We start from the raw sequence: 20,301 nt of genomic DNA on the forward strand, positions 1-20,301 counted from the left end.
TCAGACGGGGGCGGTCGGTTCGGCGCGCTGTCTGTCCGAACTAGTGCTCAGTCAGGCTTTCGAGCGGGCTGGGGCCGTGCGATTCCCAGGGGCTTCCGTGCGCGTCGAGGATCGACGCCCCCGGCTGGTGGTTGTAGGAGGTGGCGTTGCCTCCGACGATGGCCTCTTGCCACCTGAGGTCGCCGGCGGCCTATGCGGGCCGGGCGGTGAGGCCTGGGCTCTGGAAAAGCCGCCGGGGCGGCCGTGGGAGGTCTCCCCGACGAGCTCGGTGCGGCCTTCCCGGAGGCCGGTCCGCACGTCGGCGCCCCGTGCCGCGCTCCACGGGACATCCTGCGGCCATGACCGCGCGGCCCCGGCCTCCCGGTCGGGCCGGTCGGGGGTGCGGACTGTCGGAGGGACCGGCCAAGGTGGCGGTGGACGCCTGCGCCGCCCCGGGCGCAGGCCCCACCGCCGACCCCGACACCAGGGAGCCCCCCATGCCCGGCCGCCTCACCCCGGCCCGCTTCGTCGACCTCTACGACCTGGGCGCCAGACCGCACATCCTCGCCCACCGCACCTCCGTCGGCGACCGGCGGCGCCGGGAGTGGCTGATCGGCGCCGGGCTCCTCGCCCCGTGCGATCCCCCCGACCGCGGCTACGCCTTCCGCGTCACGCCGGCGGGTCTGGCCGCGCTGCGCGAGCACCTGGACTACCTGGAGGAGCGCGAGTCCCAGGGGCTGCCGCACCGCTCCGGCAACGAGTACGGCATCCAGCGCGGGGTCCTGGCCTGCCGTGCCGGGCTGGACGCGGCCCTGGCGCGGCGCGCGCGGGGCGAGGCCGCGCCCGTGCAGGCGCCGGGCAGGCAGTGGTGGGGCGGGCAGGGGACACCGGCGTGGGAGGGCTCGCCCCCCGAGGTGCTCGGGGCGGTGGCCGTGTTGCAGGCGGCCGGGCACGCGCCCGTGGACTGGACGGCGGCGGGGGAACCCCGGGGCTTCTACGTGGAGCCGCGCGGGCGGCTCCTGTACGTGTACCACGGCGAGGCCCGACGCTCGCAGCGGGAGGACGGGGGGTGGTTCACCGCGGAGGTCGGCGCCTACGCGGAGGCGCTGCGCGCCGCCGGGTGGCAGGTGGAGACGGACACGGGCCGGTGCGCGCACGTGCGGGTGCCCGGCGCCGGCCGGGAGTGAGCCCGAACCGGGCCTCTGCCTGCCCGATGACCAGCCCCATTGCCTCCCTCCCGCGAAGCGCGCACCGGCCACGTGGCCCCGCCGGGCCGCCGTCCCCGGAAGCCGCGCCGAACCCCCGGAACGCGTCGGGACACGGCCCTGGGGCCGGGCGCACACGCAGCACTCCAGCCGCACACGAGGCGGTGCCCCTCCCCGCCGGGGGAGGGGCACCGGTCCCGCACGCGCCGCCCCGGGCGGGCGCCTCCGGGAGAGGGCGGGGAAGTGCGGTCCCCGCTCAGGCCGCCGCGGCCCGGATGTCGCGGGGCTCCGCCTCGGGAAGCCCCCGCCCGCACCGGCCGCACTCGGACCGGCGCCGCACCAGGTAGGCGGCGGTGGCCACGCCCAGGGCCGTCCCCCACAGCCCCATGGAGGAGAACACCACCACGTGCACGGTGCTGGAGCTCAACATCGACCCGGCCCCTCCGGCAAGGACCTCGGTGACGCTGCTGCGGCCCATCGCCACCAGGGCCACCGCGACCAGCGTCGCGGGCACCACCGCCAGCGGCACCGGCACCCGGCGCCCGGCAAGGCCCGCGGTCCACCGGGGGAACCGCACGCCCCAGCGCTGGACCAGCCCCAGCATGAGAACGGCGCCGACGATGCCGGCCGACCCCAACCCCACGCCGATGACCAGCGTGAACGGGTCGGCGGAGAGCACCGCGAAGTCCTCCCGGCTCATCCCGACCGGGACGCCGAACAGCCACGGGATCCTGATGGACGGATAGACCAGGGCGGTCGCCGCGCCCACCGCCACCGCGATCCGACCCACCCTCAGCGCCCGCACCCGGGTCCCGCGCTCCACGGCGGCCGACCACCGGGGGCTCCTGCCGCACCGCGCGCAGGAGCGGCGCCCCGCCCGGCGGCACGCGAGGGCCGCGAGCACCCACACCCCCACACCGGCGGTGAAGAACAGGCCGGTGAGGCTGTCGGGCGCCAACAGCGCGGTCACCCATGTCTGGGCCAGGCCGGGCACGATCCAGCCCACCACCGGCATGATCATCGTGTAGCCGAGCAGGGCCAGCAGGTTGCCGTCCACGAACACCAGCAGGATGAGGACGGCCAGGGCCCAGGCGCCCGCCTGGGCCGTACGGGGCCCGCCGCCCCGGAGCATCAGCACGGAGCACACGACGCCCACCGCGCCCATGGCCAGTACGAGGACCACCGGCAGGGCCTCGCCGCGCCCGGCGAAGAGCGAGCCGAACCCCTCCTCATCGGCCACGCTCAGGGGCAGCACCCCCGACAGCCAGCCCAGGCCCAGTGCCAGGGCCGCCGCCGACCACGCCAGCGCGGCCCAGGGCACCGCCGTCGCGCGGTCGTGCCGTTCGTGCCCCGGATCTGCGGGGGGTGCGGGAAGGGGTGGCAGGGCGGTCATGGCGTGCTCCCGGAGTGGTGCGGAGTGGATGCCTCCACCCTGGCGCGCGCACCCCCGGGCACACCTCCCCCACGAGCGGGAGCGGGCTCCCCCCTGAGGGGGAACCCGCTCCACCGCCACCGTTCCGGCCCGCGCTCTGGCGCCCGGGACGTCCTAGGCCGACGCCGCCCGGTAGGCCTTCTCCAGGGCCGAGGCGAACACCTCGACGGGCTGGGCGCCCGAGATCCCGAAGGCCCGGTCGATCACGAAGAACGGCACGCCGTTCCCGCCGAGGCGCTGCGCGGTGGCGCCGTCCTCGCGCACCTGTGCGGCGTAGTCGTCGCCCTCCAGCACCCGGCGGGCCTCCGCGGCGTCCAGGCCGATCTCCACGGCCAGCTCCACCAGGGTGGCGGTGTCGGAGAGGTCCTTCGCCTCCACGAGCTGGGCGTGCATGAAGCGCTCGTGCGCCTTCGTGCCCAGCCCCCGGCTCTGCGCCAGGTGGACGAGCCGGTGCACGTCGAAGGTGTTGACCATGAACCCGTTCTCGAAGTCGTACTCCAGCCCCACCTCCGCGGCGACCTTCTCCACCTGCGCGGTCATGGCGCGCACCTGCTCGCGCGAGGCGCCCGTCTTCGCGGCCAGGGCGTCACGGACCGGTTCGCCGCGCCCCCGCGGGTAGGAGGGGTCGAGCTGGAAGCTGCGCCAGAGGACCTCGACCTGGTCGGCGTGCTCGAACTGCTCCAGGGCCGTCTCGAAGCGCCGCTTGCCGATGTAGCACCACGGGCACACGATGTCGGACCACACCTCGACCTGCACGGACAATCCCCTCACTCACCAGCACGTTCCGTCCGAGCACGCCGGCGCGTCCTCGGTTCCCAGCGACACCAGTCCGGTGACCGCGTCCAGGGGGAGCTCCTCCTCGGCGGGCCGGTCCGCCTCCCGCGGCTCGGCCCCCGGCTCCGGGCTGCTCACGCTCACGACACCCCTTGCATACTTATTGTGCGTAACAACATTATCAGTCAGTATGAGGTGAGCCCAGGCCAGGCACAAGGAGGCACATTGACGTCCCGAACGCACACCGGTGTTCCCTCCACCGGGCACACCGACGAACGCGCCCCCGAGGACTGCCCGGTCCGCGAGGTCCTGGACCGGGTCGGCGACAAGTGGAGCGTGCTCGTCATCGTCATGCTGGGGCGGCGCACCCACCGCTACAGCGAGCTCCACCGCGCCATCGACGGCATCAGCCAGCGCATGCTCACCCTGACGCTGCGCGCCCTGGTCCGCGACGGCCTGGTCGACCGCACCGCGCACGCCACCGTCCCGCCCCGCGTGGACTACGCCCTCACCGACCTGGGCCGCACCCTCCTGGAACCCCTCAACGCGCTGGACCGCTGGGCGATCCTGCACCGCGACGACATCCGCGCCGCCCGCGAACGCCACGACCGCGCCAGGGACCCCCGCCCGGACGGCACCTGAACCCCTCCCTGCCCCGGCACGGGGTCCCGCGCCCGGCCCGCCGCGCACACGCGGGCCCCTCCCGGACGGCGACCGCGCCCCTCCCCGGCGGAGACCGCGCTCAGCCCTCCAGCGCCCATCCCGGCAGGGGCTCGGTGCGCTCGGCCCACTCCGCGGGCACCCGGCCGCCCGGCAGGCCCGCGCCCAGGATCCCGCCGACGATCGCGCAGGTGGTGTCCACGTCGCCCCCGGCTGCGGCGGTCGCCCACATGGCCGAGGCGAAGCCCGACCGGTACCGGGCCGCCGCCCACAGGGTGAAGGGCACCGTGTCCAGGGCGCTGACCCGCGAACCGTTGCCCAGGGCGCGGGCCGCCCCGACCGGATCGGCGGTCACCAGCAGCAGGCGCGCACCGCGCACCGCCTCGCGCATCCGCCCCGCCGGAAGGCGCTCGAGCACCCCGTCCAGCAGCGGCCCGGGCGCCGCCGCCCCGCCCCCCGCCACCAGGGACGCGGCCACCGCCACCGCCACCGCGCCGTCCACCGCCTCGGGGTGGGTGTGGGTGACGCGCGCCGTCACCGCCGCCTGCCCGGCCGCCGCGTCCGGGTCGCCGGCGAACCAGGCCCCCAGCGGGGCCACCCTCATCGCCGCCCCGTTGCCGAAGGAACCCGACCCCCCGAACAGCCCCGCGGCCAGCTCCCGCCAGTCACCGCCCTCGCGCACCAGGCGCAGCAGGCGCCCCGTCGCCGGACCGTACCCCCAGTCGAAGTCGTGGTGGCGGGCGAAGGAGGACGCCAGCCGGTCGGGGTCCACCGCCCCGCCCCGGAGCACCTCGGCGTGGACCGAGGCCGCCATCTCCGTGTCGTCGGTCCACTCCCAGGGCCCCGGGGGCAGCTCGCGCTCCTCCAGGAAGCGCAGGTTCGCGGGAACGAAGAACTGGGAGCCGAAGGCGTCGCCGACGGACAGTGCGGACAGGGAGGACAGGGCGCGCGCCCGGCGCGGATCAGGGATCGTGTGCATCACCGGCCATCCTGGCCGACCCCGCCACCGCTGTCCACGCACCGCCCCCGCACTCCGGCCCCGGCGCCCGGTGTGACCGAACACCCATCCGCGCCCCCGCGCCGCCCGCACCCGCCCCGGGCTGGCCCTTCTCCGCCCCCGGCACGAATCACGCACCCCCCACCTGCGGTGACAGCACATCGAAACAACCGCGACACACGAGGCTGACCCGCGGGTAACACCCTGCGGGTTGCCTGAGAAGCGTCCGACCCCGCAGCAGGAGGAGCCGCGCACCATGGAAGAACTCGTCGTCATCGGCAACGGCATGGTCGGCCACCGACTCGTCGAGGCCCTCCACGACCGCGACAGCGACCACCGCTGGCACGTCACCGTCGTGGGCGAGGAGCCCCGCACCGCCTACGACCGCGTCGCGCTCTCCTCCTACTTCGACGGCGCCAGCGCCCAGGACCTGTCCCTGGGAGACCTGTCCGGACCCCGCGTGGACGTCCACGTCGGCGAGCGCGCCACCGCCCTGGACCGCGACGCCCGCACCGTCACCACCGCCTCCGGCCGCACCCTGGGCTACGACCGGCTCGTCCTGGCCACCGGATCCACCCCCTTCGTGCCCCCCGTGCCCGGCCACGACCTGCCCGGCTGCCACGTCTACCGCACCATCGAGGACCTGGACGCCATCACCGCCTCCGCCCGCCACGCCCGCACCGGCGTGGTCATCGGCGGCGGCCTGCTCGGTCTGGAGGCCGCCAACGCCCTGCGGCTGCTGGGCGTGGAGGCCCACGTCGTCGAACTCGCCCCCCACCTGATGCCCGCCCAGATCGACGAGGGCGCCGGCGGCCTGCTCCGCAGACTCGTCACCGACCTGGGCGTGCACATCCACACCGGAGCGGCCTCCACCGCCGTCGAGGCCGGCGCGGACGGCCGCGTCCGCAACCTCCTCCTGGGCGACGGCACCCGCCTGGACGCCGACCTGGTCGTGTTCTCCGTGGGCATCCGCCCCCGCGACGACCTCGCACGCGCCGCCGGCCTCCGGGTCGGCGAACGCGGCGGCATCGTCATCGACGACACCTGCACCACCTCCGACGACCGCATCCACGCCATCGGCGAGGCCGCCGCCCACCGCGGCACCGTCTACGGGCTCATCGCCCCCGGCAACGCCATGGCCGAGGTCGTCGCCGACCGCCTCCTCGGCGGCGGCGCCACCTTCACCGGCGCCGACACCTCCACCAAGCTCAAGCTCCTGGGCGTGGACGTGGCCAGCTTCGGCGACGCCCACGGCCGCGCCGACGACTGCCTGGACGTGGTCGTCAACGACGCCGCCGGCGGCCGCTACGCCAAACTCGTCCTGTCCGACGACGCCACCACCCTCCTGGGCGGCATCCTGGTCGGCGACGCCTCCGCCTACGCCACCCTGCGCCCCATGGTCGGCTCGCCCCTGCCCGGCGACCCGCTCACCCTCATCACCCCCGAGGGCGGCGCGGCCCTGGGCGCCGACGCCCTCCCCGACTCCGCGCAGATCTGCTCCTGCAACGCCGTCACCAAGGGCGCCCTCACCGACGCCGTCCACACCCAGGGCGCCTGCGACGTCGCCGGCCTCAAGGCGTGCACACGGGCGGGCACCAGCTGCGGGTCGTGCGTGCCCATGCTCAAGCAGATCCTCTCCCAGGCGGGCATCGAGCAGTCCAAGGCCCTGTGCGAGCACTTCACCCAGTCCCGCGCCGAACTCCTGGAGATCGTCCGCGCCACCGGCACCACCACCTTCTCCGCCCTCATCGAGAACCACGGGACCGGCCAGGGCTGCGACATCTGCAAGCCCGCCGTCGCCTCGATCCTGGCCTCCCTGGGGGGCGGGCACATCCTCGACGGCGAACAGGCCACACTCCAGGACACCAACGACCGCTACCTCGCCAACATGCAGCGCAACGGCACCTACTCGGTCGTGCCCCGCATCCCCGGCGGCGAGATCACCCCCGACAAGCTCATCGTCATCGGGGAGGTCGCCCGCGACTTCCAGCTCTACACCAAGATCACCGGCGGCCAGCGCATCGACCTGTTCGGCGCCCGCCTCGAACAGCTCCCCGCCATCTGGACCCGCCTGGTCGAGGCCGGGTTCGAGTCCGGCCACGCCTACGGCAAGTCCCTGCGCACCGTCAAGTCGTGCGTGGGCACCACCTGGTGCCGCTACGGCGTCCAGGACTCGGTGGGCCTGGCCATCCGCCTGGAGGAGCGCTACCGGGGCCTGCGCTCGCCCCACAAGCTCAAGTCCGCCGTCTCCGGGTGCGCCCGCGAGTGCGCCGAGGCCCGCAGCAAGGACTTCGGGATCATCGCCACCGACCAGGGCTGGAACCTGTACGTGGGCGGCAACGGCGGCTTCACCCCCCGCCACGCCGAACTCCTCGCCTCGGACCTGGACGAGGAGACCCTCATCCGCTACATCGACCGGTTCCTGATGTTCTACATCCGCACCGCCGACCGCCTCCAGCGCACCGCCCCCTGGATCGAGGCCATGGACGGCGGCCTGGACCACGTGCGCGACGTCGTCGTCCACGACACCCTGGGCATCGCCGAGGAGCTCGAGGCCGCCATGGAACGCCACGTGCGCTCCTACACCGACGAGTGGGCCGCCGTCCTGGCCGACCCCGCCAAACTCGCCCGGTTCGAGTCCTTCGCCAACGCCCCCGGCACACCCGACCCCACCATCAGCTTCACCACCACACGCGACCAGCCCGTCCCGGGCGCCGCTCTCGACCTCGGCATGCCCGCCCCCCGCCCGCAGGAGGCCACCCGATGACCGCCACCACCACCCACGCCCCGCCCGCCCTGTGGATCGACGCCTGCCCCGCCCACCGCCTGGGCGCCGACGACGGCGTGGCCGTCCTGTTGCCCGACGGCCGCCAGGCAGCCCTGTTCCGCACCCGCGACAACCGCCTGTTCGCCGTCGACAACATCGACCCCTTCACCGGGGCCGCGGTCATCTCGCGCGGCATCGTCGGCGACCGCCGTGGCGAGCCCACCATCGCCTCGCCCATGCTCAAGAATGTGTTCTCCCTGCTGACCGGACAGAGCCTGGAGGACCCCCAGGTGCGCCTGCGCACCTGGGCCGTCCGCGACACCGGCGCCACCGTCCAGATCAGCGCCCGCGCCGAAGAGGAGTCACCTTGAGCACATCCGCGTCCGCGCCGTCCTCCCACACCCCGCCCGCCGCGGACCCGCACCGGGACCGCGCGAGCGGAGCCGGCGGCACGGGGGCGGAGGCCGGCGCGCCCGCGACCACGGCGCCCCTGGCCGGGTTCACCGTGGCAGTCACCGCCGCCCGCCGCGCCGACGAGCTCAGCGCCCTGCTCCAGCGCAAGGGCGCCCAGGTCATCGCCGCCCCCGCCCTGCGCATCGTCCCGCTCAGCGACGACCAGCGCCTGGCCTCGGTCTCCGACGAACTCGCCCGCCGCCCCGCCGACGTCGTCATCGCCACCACCGGCATCGGCTTCCGCGGCTGGATCGAGGCGTGCGAGACCTGGGGCACCGTCGAACCCCTCCTGGCCAGCATGCGCTCCTCGCGCCTGCTGGCCCGCGGCCCCAAGGCCAAGGGCGCCATCCGCGCCGCCGGGCTCACCGAGGAGTGGTCCCCGCCCTCGGAGTCCTCCGCCGAGGTCCTGGACTACCTCCTCGAACAGGGCGTCACGGGCCTGCGCGTGGCCATCCAGCTGCACGGCGAACCCCTGCCCGACTTCACCGCGGCCCTGCGCCTGGCCGGCGCCGACGTCGTGGAGGTCCCCGTCTACCGGTGGACCCAGCCCGAGAACGTCGCCCCCCTGGACCGGCTCATCGAGGCCGTCACCTGCGGGGGAGTGGACGCCGTCACCTTCACCAGCGCCCCCGCCGCCGCCGGCCTGCTGGCCCGCGCCCGCACCACCGGCCGCACCGGCCCCCTGGTCGAGGCCCTGCGCGGCGACGTCCTGGCCATGTGCGTGGGACCGGTCACCGCCCGCCCCCTCATGGCCCACGACATCCCCACCGTGTGGCCCGAACGCGCCCGCATCGGCGCCCAGGTCCGCAAGCTCACCGAGGAGCTGCCCGCGCGCTTTCCCACCCTGGGCGTGGCGGGACACCGGCTGCGCCTGCGCGGCCACGCCGTCCTGGTCGACGGCACCGTGCACACCCTCTCGCCCACCCTGATGCGCCTGGTGCGCGAACTCGCCCGCCGCCCCGGTCAGGTCCTGGACCGCACCCGCCTGCTCACCTGCCTGGGCGAGGACGCCGACGCGCACGCCGTGGAGACGGCGGTGGCGCGCCTGCGCACCGCGCTGGGCGACGCCAGGATCATCCAGACCGTCGTCAAACGCGGCTACCGCCTGGCCCTGGACACCCACGACTGCGCGCCCGAGCTCTGAGCCGCCCGGCGGCGCGCCCCACCGCACACGCACTCCCACACCCGAGAGCCATGAACAGACACCCCACCCTGCTGCTGGCCGTCCACGGCACCCGCAACCCCCACGGCACCGCCGTGGCCCACTCCCTGGCCCTGCGCGTGGGGGAGCTGACAGGGCGCCCCACCCGCCTGGCCTTCGCCGACGTGCTCACCCCCACCGTCGGCGAGGTGGCCGCCGACACCCCTGGGCCCCTGGTCGTCGTGCCCGCCTTCCTGGCCTCGGGCTACCACGTGCGCACCGACATCCCCGACCAGCTCCTGCGGGCCGGGCGCGCCGACGCCGTCCTCACCCCCGCCCTGGGCACCCACCCCGCGGTGCTGGACACCGCCGTGCGCCGCCTGGACCAGGCCGGGTACCGCCCCGGGGACGCCGTCGTGCTGGCCTGCGCCGGAACCACCGACCCGCGCGCCGGAGCCGAGCTGTCCCGCGCCGCCGCCCGCCTGGCCCGGCGCCTGGGCGCCCCGGTCACGACCGGTTTCATCGCCACCGGCCGCCCCACCGTCGCCGAACAGGTCGCCCGCCTGCGCGCCCGGGGCCACCGCCGCGTCGCGGTGGCCTCCTGGCTGCTCGCACCGGGCCTGTTCCACGACCGGCTCGCCCTGGCCGGAGCCGACGCGGTGGCCCGTCCGCTGTGCCCGGACCCGGCCGTCGCCCGCGCCGTGGCCGACCGCTACCACCGCGCGGCCCTTCCCCAGCACGCCTGAGCGGCCTCCGGGCGGGGCGGCCCCGCCCGGCCGCGGCCCCGGCCCGGGGGGCCGCAGGAGTCGAGCGCCGGCCCCGCACCGGCAGGGGCCCGGCGAGGAAGGGCACCGGCCGTACCGCCCCCGGCCGACGAACGGCACCTCCCGCGCCCCCACACCGCCGGCCCCCGCCCCTCGGCACGTGCCCACGCCGCTCCGCACCGGACCGCGCGGCCCGGGCGCCCTTGCGCGCACCCCGGCCGCCCACCGGGTTCCCCACCCGGCGCAGGAGCCCTGCGCGCAGCCACCGGTGTACACCCCCCGAACCCCGGATGGCCACAACCGGCAACCCGTGCGCAACACCGGGCCCCCGCGGGAAGACCACCCCTGGGACACCAGTCCGCACCAGACCGCAGCGCCCACGAGGACGGCCATGTCCGCAGTACCCGCCCCCGCACCCGACTTCCACGACCCCGCCGCCGACCGGTCCATCGGCGCGATGCTCGGCGCGCCCGTGGCCGCCGCGCTGGTGGGCGCCCCCGCCGCGCTGACCCGCGGGTTCACCGAGGCCTCCGCGCGGCTTCCCCGCCTGATCCGGACCGCGCTGACCGAGCTGACCGCCACCGCGCGCACCCCCGCCCCGCCCGCGGACCCCACCGAACAGGCCTGGGCGCAGGTCCTGCGCAGCACCGCCCGCACCGGCACCCCGCCCGGGTCGGCGCCCGCCCTGGAGCACACCACCGCCGACGACCCCCTGGGCGCCTCCTGGCGGGCCCTGACCCGCACCCCCCGCCCCGCCCACGACCCCGCGAGCGGGTCCTTCGCGTGCGCCCACCTCGTCGACGCCGTCTGGTCGGCGTACACCGCCGCCGGGGACGACGCCGCCATGCACACCGGCGCCCTGGCCGGAGCCCTGTGGGGCGCCTCCGCCGTGCCCCTGCACGCCCTGCGCCGCATGTCCGAGACCCTGGCCCCCCACGCCCTCACGACCGCCGCGCTGACGGCCGTACACGGCACCCGCCCCGGCGCCTGGCCCGAACACCCCGTCCTGCTCCAGGAGCCCCGCCGCCTGCCGCCCTTCGCCGTCCCCCACCCCCTGGACCCCCAGGTGCTGCTCGGCAACCTCGACCACCTGCGCCACCACCCCGAGAGCGTGGACGCGGTCGTCTCCCTGTGCCGCACCCACCCCCAGGACGCCCCCCACCTGCCCGACGCCGACTGGGTGAGGGTGTGGATGCACGACCGCCCCACCGCCAACGCCAACCTGCACTTCACCCTGGACGAGGCCGCCGCGACCGTGGCCGCCCTGCGCGCCGAGGGCAAACGCGTCCTGCTGCACTGCTGGGCGGGCGCCTCGCGCACCCCCGCCGTGGCCACCCGCTACGCCGTCGCCTCCCTGGGCGCCCCGCCCCTGCCCACCCTGGCCGCGATGATCCGCGCCGTGGGCGGACACCTGGACAACCCCTCCCTGTCCCAGGCCGTCGCCCAGCTCAGCGGGGTGCACCTGCCCGACCCCGCCCTGCGCCTGTTCCCCGACGGCGTCCCGCCCCGGCGCCCCGAACTGCCCGAACCCCACATCACCGGGTGACAAGTTCCACAAACCCCCGCTTTCCGGTACCGTTACCCTCGCGTTACCCCTAAGCTCTGCGCCCAGACCCCGTGCACCGCCACCGGCGGTCCCGGCTCCGCGCCCGTGCCACGCCCTCCCGCACCCGTCCGGGGCGTCGCACACACCCCGCACCAGGAGCGGGCCGCCACGCCCTGTTCCCGTTCGTAAGGACTCCGCCGTGGGCAAACACGAGCCCCAGACCCCGCCGGTCGAAGACGACCGCACCGACGCCCCCGCCGTCGGCCCCCGCGTCGCCGCCAAGCGCAGCCGACGCAAGCGCACCATGATCCTGGCCTCGGCCACGGGTCTGACCCTGCTCGTGGGAGGGACCGCCACCGCGGCCGTCATCGCCTCCGGCGCCGACCCCGAGACGGCCGCCAACGCCGCCGGGATCCCCGAGGCCGACCCCGACCCCCTGGTCGCCGAGGACGCCGCGCCCCAGGCGGGGGAGGACGCCCTCCAGCGGGCCCAGGAGGCCGTCACCTCCGCCACCCAGAGCACCAGCACCGACGCCTCCGACGTCCTGGAGGAACCCGAGGAAGAGGAGGAGGCCGAGGAGCCCGAGGCCGACACCGGCGGCGGGGGAGGCGAGGCCTCCGGCGACGGCGGCACCTGCCAGGCCTCCTTCTACGGCGCCGACCTGGCGGGCAACTCCACGGCCAACGGCGAGACCTTCGACCCCAGCGCCATGACGGCCGCGCACAAGACCCTGCCGTTCAACACCCAGGTCCAGGTCACCAACCCCAGCAACGGCAAGTCGGTGACCGTGCGCATCAACGACCGCGGCCCCTACATCGACGGCCGCTGCCTGGACCTGTCCACGGCCGCCTTCGACCAGATCATCGGCACCGGGGCCGGTGTCGGCCAGGTCGAATGGCAGGTCGTCGGCTAGCCGACCCCTCCACACGGACCCCGTGCGCCCCGCCCCCACACCCCGGGGCGGGGCGCACCCGTCTCCGCCCGACCCGTCCGCCACCGCAGTAGGCGCTGCGGCCCCGTCCCGGCCCCGCGAGCCGGGCGGCCGCGGCGGCCCCCGGGACCGTTCAGGGTCCGCCGGGGAAGGGGCCCTGGTCCAGAACCGCCGCCCGCTCGGCGCGGGCCCTGTCCACCCGGTCCTTGATCAGCCCCCGGCCCACCCCGAACCCCTGACCGATGGCCCGGTAGGTCTCCCCGGCCTCGTAACGCGCCAGCAGCACGCTGTCGGGCACCCCCAGGTCCTTGACCGGCGGACGCGGCTTGCGCGGAACCCTCCCCGAGGCCCTGCGCTCGGCGGCCTTGCGCTTGCGCAACCGCACGAGGTACATCACGTTCTGGTGCCGCGCCCCCGGACGGTCCTGCCCCCACCTCGGAGGGCGCCTCGCCCTCGTGCCACAGCGCCAGGAACGCCCTGCGCGCCCGTCCCAGCGCCCGGGTGAACGCGGCCGACTCCATCCCCAGCGACCTCTCCGCGCGCCGCCGGTCCCCGTGCTCGGCCAGCGCCATGAGCACGTCCCGGTTCTCCGCGCTCAGGACCACCCAGATCTGCGCCAGCGCCAGACGGTCCACGACATGGTCCTCGTGCCCGTGCACCGGCGCGCCGAAGCTCGTCCAGTAACGGACGAACGCCTTGGAGATCACCTTCTTGTCCTGACCGCCCCACCCGTGCGCCTTGAGGTCCTGGTAGTGCTGGGACTTCATCGCCTTCCAACCGACGGCGATCAGCTCGGTCTCCTCGGGTCGCTCCCGCACCAGGTGCAGGTGCTCGCAGATGGCCTCCCAGGCGGTCTCGGCGCGGTGGGTCATGGCCATGCCGTCGACCCAGTTGCACTCCCGCGCCGCCCACACCGCCAACCGCACCACCTGCACGGCGGTGTAGCCGTGGGCGACGGGGTCGTCGGCGCGGGGACGCGGCAGGAGCGGACCGAACTCGCTGGAGCCCCTCGGTCCGCCGGAGCCCGCCCCACGGGGGAGGGGGCGGTCGTGAACGGTGGTGTCGACCACGTTCAGGCCTTTCACATGTGCAGAAGTCGGTCAGGGGTCGCGTGCGCCGGGCCCGGCTCAGGACGTGCGCTCGGGGCGGTCCACCTCGAACCAGACCGTGGTCCGCCCCGCCTCGTGCACGGTTCCCCACCGGCTGGCCTGCGCGTCGACCATCCGCAGTCCGAACCCTCCCTGCGCGTCGGGGGCCTGCGGGCGCAGGTGCGGACACTGGGCCCGGCCCTCGCGCGGCCCCTGGTCGGTGACCTTGACCTGGACGCGGTCGGGCAGTTTCACCACGGCCACGGTCACCTCCCCGCCCGTGTCGCCGCTGCGCGAGTGCGTGATCGCGTTGTTGAACAGCTCGCTCGCCAGGGACTCCACGGTCGGGAACTCCCGGCGCCGGGTTCCGGCGATCAGCCGCAGGTGGTGGCGCATCACGCTCGCCTGCGCGGGCTCACCGGCCAGAACCAGCGCCGAGCCCACACCTTCCGCCCTCTGGTCCAGGACGATCGGCGCCCGCTCGCGCGGGTCGGACACCCGCCGGGGCGGACGCGGGGCCGCCCCCGCCTTCTGGCCGTCAGCGCGGAACCGGCCCGGGTCCACCTCGATCACTGCGCCCACTCCCATCACCCATCCCATCCGAACCGTCGCCTTGAGTCACGGACGGTTCCGTCGGTTACGGCCCTCACGCCCGGTCCGGGATTCGGTCGGGACCGAACTTGCGACCGTGATGCGTCCGTGGGCAACACCATGAGCGTTGGCGCAGGTACGCCGCTAGGGCTTTCACCAGTTAGAGGAGATTGGAGCGAACCGGCACACCTCGACTGTGCATCGGCGCATACTGGTGCCGCTCTCTGGTGGAAACGGCGAAGGGGATCGGCGTGGACCGCAAGATGAAACCGGAATGGATACCGTTCGGCGCGGGTCTGAGGAGGCTCCGCAAGGAACGGGGACTGACGGGGACGGCCACGGCCCTCGGTATCGGCCTCTCACCCACGATGTACTCGTCCATCGAGCGCGGCAGGCGCTTCTGCCTGCGAGAACACGCCGTCAGGCTCGATGAGGTCCTGGAGAGCGGCGACGAGGTCATACGCCTGTGGACGAAGATGGTCAGTCCCGAACGGCTGCCCGAATGGTTTTACCGGGTGCCGGAACTGGAGCGCGCCGCCTCCGAGATCCGCGAGTACCAGCCACTGCTGATCCCGGGGCTCCTTCAGACCGAGCGCTACGCCAGGGCCCTGTTCCGAGCGGTTAAACCATGGGCCAAACGTGACGAGATCGAGCGGATGATGGATGCGAGGCTCGAACGGTGGGAGCTGTTGGACGACGAGCGGCGCCCGCTACTGTGGTTCGTGATCAGTGGCACCGTGCTCCGCAGCCCCGTAGGCACGGATGCGTCTATGCAGGAACAACTGGACCACCTGACCACACTGGTGGAGGACGAGAAGATCCACCTGCAAGTGCTGCCGATGGACGCGCGGGTCAACCCCGGGAAGTCCGGCCCGTTCCGGATCTACAGCTTCCCGGACAAGCCCACTCTCGCCTCGGCGGAGTACATGACCGGTGAGATCGTTCTCGACGAGATGGCCAAGCTGCGGCAGTGCGAGGTGGTCTTCGGCGCCCTCCAAGCCGCGGCGCTTCCGGTCACTGAGACGCTGGAACAGATCAGCAAGGCGAGGGAAGTGTTCAAATGACGACCGACATGGCTCCGTGGCACAAGAGCACCTACAGCGGTGATGGTTCCGCCTGCGTCGAGGTGTCCGAGGGTGCAACAGTGCTGATGCGTGACACCCAGCACCGTGAACTGGGTCATCTGGAGTACCCGGCCACCGCTTGGACCGCCCTCCTCCAGCACGTGAAAACCGAGGGGTGACCCCGGTGTCGAGCGAACACGCTCCGTGGCACAAGAGCACCTACAGCGGCTCCGCTGGTAACTGTGTCGAGGTGTCGGAGGGCGCGGCCACCCTGGTCCGCGACACCGAGCACCGCGGCCTCGGCCACCTGGCCTACCCGTCAGCGGCCTGGTCGGCCTTCCTGGGCCCCCTCAAGAACGCCTCCGCCTGACCCCGGCCCTGCCACCACGGCCGCCGCTGCACGCCTCACAGTGCGCCCCGCCACGACACCCCGGGGCGGGGCGCACCCGTCTCCGCCCGGCCCGACCGCCGCCGCAGCGGACGCTGCGGCCCCGTCCCGGCCCCGCGAGCCGGGCGGCCGCGGCCCCGCCACCGCCCGCAGCGGACCGCCGCAGCGGGAGGGCGCCGGCTCAGTCCTGCCAGGTGAAGTCGAAGGCGGCGGCGTCGCCGGTGTGCTCGACGTAGGTGACGGTGTAGCCGCCCACCTCGGCGGAGTCCCCTGGCACGAGAACGGCCTCCTCCGACTCCCGGTACGCCCGCTCCTGCACGCTCACCCGCACGTCGGCCTCCTGGTCCTCGGCCAGGAGGATGCGGTACCCGATCGTCGTGTTCCCCTGCTCCCACAGGTCGCCGGTGCCCTGGGCCCCGCTGACGGTGACCTCGCAGTCCCGGCTCTGGCAGGAGGTTGTGGCGGACCTGGCCCCGCTGCCCGACGTCACCTCGCACGAGGCCGAGGACGCCAGCACCAGCAGCGCGTTCGCACCGATCACCGCAAGACTGCGCGGGAACACCATGGGGATCCACTCTCCTTCGGGGCCGCCGGTGCGGACACCTCTTCCGGTGACCGATCCGCGCCGACCACCGGTGAGGACGCCCCCCGCGCCCCTCCGGTTCCCCCGACCCGCGTCACGTTCGCGTCACCGGCCCCGGCGGGGCCGCCGCGGAAGGGGCCGGACCCGGCCGGGCGCGGACGCGCCCCGACACCCCGTGGCGGGGCACACGCGCGTGTGAGACCCCACACGTCACCTCGACGTGGAACAATCCCCAGCACCCACCCACCACCGACACACAGGGAGCAGGGGCGTTGTTCCGCACCACCACCGGCTGGGTCGTCTCGCCCACCGACCTCGTCGACACCCTGGAGTGCGACCACCGCAGCGCCCTCAAGACCGCGCTGGCCGCCCGCATGGAGGGCGCCCCCGCCCCCGACAAGGTCGACCCCCTCGTCGCCCACCACGGCCACGTCCACGAGCAGGCCGAACTCGACCGGCTCACCGCCCTGTTCGGCGAGGTAGTGCGCATCGAGGAGCCCCGCGCCGACGACGCCTCCCTCGCGGCCGCCGCCACCGCCACCGCCCAGGCCATGGCCGCCGGGGCGCCCGTCATCTACCAGGGCAGCTTCCACCACCCCCTGACCGCGGCCACCCCCACCGCCCCGGCCGTGGCCTTCCACGGCCGCGCCGACTTCCTCATCCGCTCCGACCTGGACCCCGCCACCGGCGAGCGCCGCGACCCCGCACCCGACCCCTGGTCCTACGAGCCCTGGGACACCAAGCTCGCCCGCCGCCCCGGCCCCGGCGCCGTCGTCCAGCTCGCCGCCTACGCCCACGCCGTCGCCGTGGCCACCGGCCGCACCCCCGACCGCATGCACCTGCTCACCGGCGACGGCCACACCCACACCCTGGACACCGCCGACTTCGCCCCCATCCTCACCACCGTCACCACCCGCCTGCTGGACCGGCTCGCCCAGCCCCCCGCCCTGCCCGCCCCCACCTGGGGCGAACCCCGCCCCGGCTGCGAGGGCTGCGGCTACGGCACCTGGTGCTCGGGCGGGCGCACCGCCGCCCGCCACCTGTCCCTGGTCGCCGGGCTGCGCACCGACCAGGCCGCCAAACTCACCGACGCCGGCCTGGACACCATCGACGCCCTGGCCGGCGCCGGCGACGACCAGCGCCCCGCCACCCTGCCCCGCCGCTCCTTCGACCAGCTGCGCGCCCAGGCCGCCCTCCAGGTCCGCCAGGACACCACGCGCACCCCCCACAACCCCCAGGGCACCGTCACCGCCGAGGTGTTCTCACCCGACGGCCTGGCCGCCCTGCCCGCCCCCAGCCCCGGCGACGTGTTCTTCGACATGGAGGGCTACCCCTACCACTCCCGCGACGGCGGACGCGGCCTGGAGTACCTGTTCGGCGCCACCACCGAGGACGAGCACGGCGCCGAGACCTTCCACACCTTCTGGGCCCACGACCGCGCCCAGGAGAAGAAGGCCCTGGAGGACTTCGTCGACTTCGCGTGCGCGCGCATCGACGCCGACGAGAACGCCCACGTCTACCACTACGCCTCCTACGAGGTGGACCGGCTCAAACACCTCAGCTCCGAGTTCGCCACCCGCGAGGAGGAGGTCAACCGGCTCCTGCGCGAGAACCGGCTCGTGGACCTGTACACGGTGGTCCGCAAGAGCCTGCGCGTGTCCCAGCGCTCCTACTCCATCAAGTACCTCGAACCCCTCTACCTGGGCGCCGCCCGCTCCGGCGACGTCACCACCGCCACCTCCAGCATCGACGCCTACGCCGCCTACCTGCGCGCCGCCGAGCACGGCGACCACGACCGCGCCGCCCGGGTGCTCGCCGACATCGGCGCCTACAACCGCGACGACTGCCACTCCACCGCCCGCCTGCGCGACTGGCTGGAGGACCACCGCGTCCGCCAGGGCATCACCGACCGGCCCCCCGTCCAGCTCGAACTCACCGAGGAGGAGGCCGAACGCGCCCGCAAGCGCGCCGAGAAGCTCGCCCGCCACGCCGCCCTGACCGAACCCCTCCTGGCGGACCTGCCCGCCACCGCCGAGGAGCGCGGCGAGGAGGACCGCACCCGCGCCTCCCTGGCCGCCCTGGTCGGCTACTACCAGCGCGAGAACCTGCCGCCCTGGCGCGAGCACTACCGCCGCACCAGCGCGCCCCTGACCGACCTGGAGGCCGACACCGACTGCGCCGTGCCCTGGCAGGTCCACACGGGGGAGTGGGCCGAGCCCACCGGCCGCCAGCGCAAGGCCCGCCGCGAGCTGTCCATGCGCCTGGACGCCGCCCACCCCCACCCCTTCACCACCGGCCAGGACGTCCACCTGCTCTACCCCGGCGCCCCGGGCAGGCCGGCCACCGCCGTACCGGCCAACGTCGCCCGCGCCGACGCCGACACGCTCACCGTCACCGAGACCAGCGACCCCGACGACACCCGCTCCCGCGCGCCCGTGGCGGTCCTGCCCGGCTCGCCCGTCAACCCCCAGCCCAAGGACGGGGCGCTGGAGTCGGTCGCCCGCACCGCCGTCGCCGCCCTGCCCCGGTGGCCCCACCACCCCGGCCTGGACGTGCTGCGCCGCGTCCCGCCCCGCCTTCGCACCCCCGGCCCCCTGCCCTCCCCGGACGAGCACGGCGGCGACCTCATCGCCGCCACCATCGCCGCCGTGGACCGCCTGGACGGCTCCTACCTGGCCGTGCAGGGCCCGCCCGGCGCCGGAAAGACCTACCTGGCCGCCCAGCTCATCACCCACCTGGCCCGCCAGGGCCGCAACGTGGGCGTGTGCTCCACCAGCCACAAGGCCGTGGAGAACGTCATGGGCGCCGCCCTGCGCGCCGCCGAACAGGCCGGGGTGTCCCTGGCCGCCGCCAAACGCGCCAAGGGCCGCGGCAAGGACGCCGTCGACCCCGACCTGCCCTGGGACCAGCCCACCAGCCCCCAGGCGCTGATGGGCTGGCGCGCCAAGCGCACCGCCGACAACCAGCCCGTCCTGATCGGCGGCACCGCCTGGGCCCTGTCCAACGCCGCGATGATCGCCGACCCCCTGGACGTGCTCATCATCGACGAGGCCGGCCAGTTCGCCCTGGCCGACACCCTCGCGGTCTCCGCCGCCGCCCACAACCTCGTCCTGCTCGGCGACCCCCAGCAGCTGCCCCAGGTCGTCCAGGGCACCCACGGCGAGGGCGCCGACGCCTCCGCCCTGCAGCACCTCATGGCCGGACGCCAGATCATCGACCCCGCCCGCGGCTACTTCCTGGACCAGACCCGCCGCATGCACCCCGACGTGTGCGCGACCGTCTCGGCCCTGTCCTACCAGGGCCGCCTGCACGCCCACCCCTCCACCGCCGAACGCGCCCTGTCCGCCCTGGACCCCGGCGTGTACACCCTGCCCGTCACCCACCACGGCCGCACCACCCACAGCCCCGAGGAGGTCGAGGCCGTCGTCGCGATCGCCACCCGCCTGGTCCAGGACAAGCTCACCCCCGGCCCCGGCCTGGAGCCGCGCCCCCTGACCGGCGAGGACATCCTGGTGGTGGCCCCCTACAACCTCCAGGTGCGCGCCCTGCGCCGCGCCCTGGCCGCCGCGGCCCGCACCGACCCCGCCCTGGAGGGGGTGCGGGTGGGCACCGTCGACCGCTTCCAGGGACAGGAGGCCGCCGCCGTCATCTGCTCGATGACCACCTCCAACGCTGCAGAGGCCAGCCGCGGCACCGCGTTCGTCCTGGACCGCAACCGCCTCAACGTCGCGCTCTCGCGCGCCCAGCTCCTGGCGGCCGTGGTCCACTCGCCCGACCTGCTCACCACGGCCCCGCGCAGCATCGACGAACTCCGGCTGCTGGCCTCCTTCACCGGCCTGGTCGGGGGCGCCCGCCCCTGGCCCCCCGCGCTCTGAGGGCCCGCCCTCGGGTTTCGGACGCCCCCCAGGTGGAGTACGTTTTACACAGCACCGCACTCG

Annotated in this window: 19 protein-coding genes; 12 read left to right on the forward strand and 7 right to left on the reverse strand. The window is 74.9% G+C overall.

All coding sequences use genetic code 11. The features are described 5' to 3' along the window. Positions 1-338 precede the first annotated feature (338 nt). Positions 339-1,166: a hypothetical protein gene (locus ABZ234_RS10215; protein ID WP_355011765.1), complete on the forward strand. Its 828-nt coding sequence runs from the start codon at positions 339-341 to the stop codon at positions 1,164-1,166. Between the two features lie 274 nt (positions 1,167-1,440). On the opposite strand, the gene ABZ234_RS10220 is transcribed toward ABZ234_RS10215, so the two are convergent. From ABZ234_RS10220 to ABZ234_RS10230, 3 genes are all read right to left on the reverse strand, one after another. Then, positions 1,441-2,577: a hypothetical protein gene (locus ABZ234_RS10220; protein WP_355011766.1), complete on the reverse strand. Its 1,137-nt coding sequence runs from the start codon at positions 2,575-2,577 to the stop codon at positions 1,441-1,443. Positions 2,578-2,730: 153 nt separating this feature from the next. Further along, positions 2,731-3,372, reverse strand: a complete 642-nt coding sequence (locus ABZ234_RS10225; RefSeq protein ID WP_355011767.1) for a DsbA family oxidoreductase — start codon at positions 3,370-3,372, stop codon at positions 2,731-2,733. A gap of 15 nt (positions 3,373-3,387) precedes the next feature. Further along, positions 3,388-3,534: a hypothetical protein gene (locus tag ABZ234_RS10230; RefSeq protein WP_267949971.1), complete on the reverse strand. Its 147-nt coding sequence runs from the start codon at positions 3,532-3,534 to the stop codon at positions 3,388-3,390. 81 nt (positions 3,535-3,615) lie between these two features. On the opposite strand from ABZ234_RS10230, the gene ABZ234_RS10235 reads away from it, so the two are divergent. Further along, complete coding sequence (locus ABZ234_RS10235; protein WP_344180460.1) at positions 3,616-4,032, forward strand: helix-turn-helix domain-containing protein; 417 nt, start codon at positions 3,616-3,618, stop codon at positions 4,030-4,032. 100 nt (positions 4,033-4,132) lie between these two features. On the opposite strand, the gene ABZ234_RS10240 is transcribed toward ABZ234_RS10235, so the two are convergent. Next, positions 4,133-5,029, reverse strand: a complete 897-nt coding sequence (locus tag ABZ234_RS10240) for an ADP-ribosylglycohydrolase family protein (protein ID WP_355011768.1) — start codon at positions 5,027-5,029, stop codon at positions 4,133-4,135. 274 nt (positions 5,030-5,303) lie between these two features. Here ABZ234_RS10240 and nirB point away from each other — a divergent pair, with 274 nt between their 5' ends. From nirB to ABZ234_RS10270, 6 genes are all read left to right on the forward strand, one after another. Next, the gene (gene nirB, locus ABZ234_RS10245; protein ID WP_355011834.1) at positions 5,304-7,814 is read left to right on the forward strand and encodes a nitrite reductase large subunit NirB; all 2,511 of its coding nucleotides are present in this window, start codon (positions 5,304-5,306) and stop codon (positions 7,812-7,814) included. Beyond that, positions 7,811-8,185: a nitrite reductase small subunit NirD gene (gene nirD / locus ABZ234_RS10250; protein ID WP_267949967.1), complete on the forward strand. Its 375-nt coding sequence runs from the start codon at positions 7,811-7,813 to the stop codon at positions 8,183-8,185. Before nirB ends, nirD begins: the two co-directional genes overlap by 4 nt. 119 nt (positions 8,186-8,304) lie before the next feature. Beyond that, positions 8,305-9,411 carry a uroporphyrinogen-III synthase gene (locus ABZ234_RS10255; RefSeq protein WP_267950379.1) on the forward strand — a complete coding sequence of 369 codons (1,107 nt, stop codon included), beginning with the start codon at positions 8,305-8,307 and terminating at the stop codon, positions 9,409-9,411. 50 nt (positions 9,412-9,461) lie between these two features. Next, positions 9,462-10,154, forward strand: a complete 693-nt coding sequence (locus ABZ234_RS10260) for a sirohydrochlorin chelatase (RefSeq protein ID WP_355011769.1) — start codon at positions 9,462-9,464, stop codon at positions 10,152-10,154. Positions 10,155-10,563: 409 nt separating this feature from the next. Then, positions 10,564-11,718: a dual specificity protein phosphatase family protein gene (locus ABZ234_RS10265; protein WP_355011770.1), complete on the forward strand. Its 1,155-nt coding sequence runs from the start codon at positions 10,564-10,566 to the stop codon at positions 11,716-11,718. 199 nt (positions 11,719-11,917) lie between these two features. Next, positions 11,918-12,631 (forward strand): septal ring lytic transglycosylase RlpA family protein, encoded by a 714-nt coding sequence (locus ABZ234_RS10270; protein WP_344180470.1) that lies wholly within the window; start codon positions 11,918-11,920, stop codon positions 12,629-12,631. 151 nt (positions 12,632-12,782) lie between these two features. On the opposite strand, the gene ABZ234_RS10275 is transcribed toward ABZ234_RS10270, so the two are convergent. Then, on the reverse strand, positions 12,783-13,043 hold the full coding sequence (locus tag ABZ234_RS10275; protein ID WP_355011771.1) for a hypothetical protein: 261 nt from the start codon (positions 13,041-13,043) through the stop codon (positions 12,783-12,785). Between the two features lie 733 nt (positions 13,044-13,776). Continuing rightward, positions 13,777-14,337, reverse strand: a complete 561-nt coding sequence (locus ABZ234_RS10280) for an ATP-binding protein (protein WP_355011772.1) — start codon at positions 14,335-14,337, stop codon at positions 13,777-13,779. Between the two features lie 242 nt (positions 14,338-14,579). Here ABZ234_RS10280 and ABZ234_RS10285 point away from each other — a divergent pair, with 242 nt between their 5' ends. Genes ABZ234_RS10285 through ABZ234_RS10295 form a run of 3 tightly spaced genes read left to right on the forward strand, consistent with a single transcriptional unit; the run spans position 14,580 to position 15,762 of the window. Further along, positions 14,580-15,392 (forward strand): helix-turn-helix transcriptional regulator, encoded by an 813-nt coding sequence (locus tag ABZ234_RS10285; protein ID WP_355011773.1) that lies wholly within the window; start codon positions 14,580-14,582, stop codon positions 15,390-15,392. 8 nt (positions 15,393-15,400) lie between these two features. Continuing rightward, complete coding sequence (locus tag ABZ234_RS10290) at positions 15,401-15,571, forward strand: DUF397 domain-containing protein (RefSeq protein ID WP_355011774.1); 171 nt, start codon at positions 15,401-15,403, stop codon at positions 15,569-15,571. Positions 15,572-15,576: 5 nt separating this feature from the next. Beyond that, positions 15,577-15,762: a DUF397 domain-containing protein gene (locus ABZ234_RS10295; protein WP_355011775.1), complete on the forward strand. Its 186-nt coding sequence runs from the start codon at positions 15,577-15,579 to the stop codon at positions 15,760-15,762. A gap of 199 nt (positions 15,763-15,961) precedes the next feature. Here ABZ234_RS10295 and ABZ234_RS10300 read toward each other — a convergent pair whose 3' ends face one another. Beyond that, complete coding sequence (locus tag ABZ234_RS10300; protein ID WP_355011776.1) at positions 15,962-16,345, reverse strand: hypothetical protein; 384 nt, start codon at positions 16,343-16,345, stop codon at positions 15,962-15,964. Between the two features lie 290 nt (positions 16,346-16,635). Here ABZ234_RS10300 and ABZ234_RS10305 point away from each other — a divergent pair, with 290 nt between their 5' ends. Then, positions 16,636-20,238 carry a TM0106 family RecB-like putative nuclease gene (locus ABZ234_RS10305; RefSeq protein ID WP_355011777.1) on the forward strand — a complete coding sequence of 1,201 codons (3,603 nt, stop codon included), beginning with the start codon at positions 16,636-16,638 and terminating at the stop codon, positions 20,236-20,238. Positions 20,239-20,301 lie beyond the last annotated feature (63 nt).

This window comes from Nocardiopsis sp. NPDC006198, assembly GCF_040613895.1.
GTDB classification, from domain to species: Bacteria; Actinomycetota; Actinomycetes; order Streptosporangiales; family Streptosporangiaceae; genus Nocardiopsis; species Nocardiopsis tropica.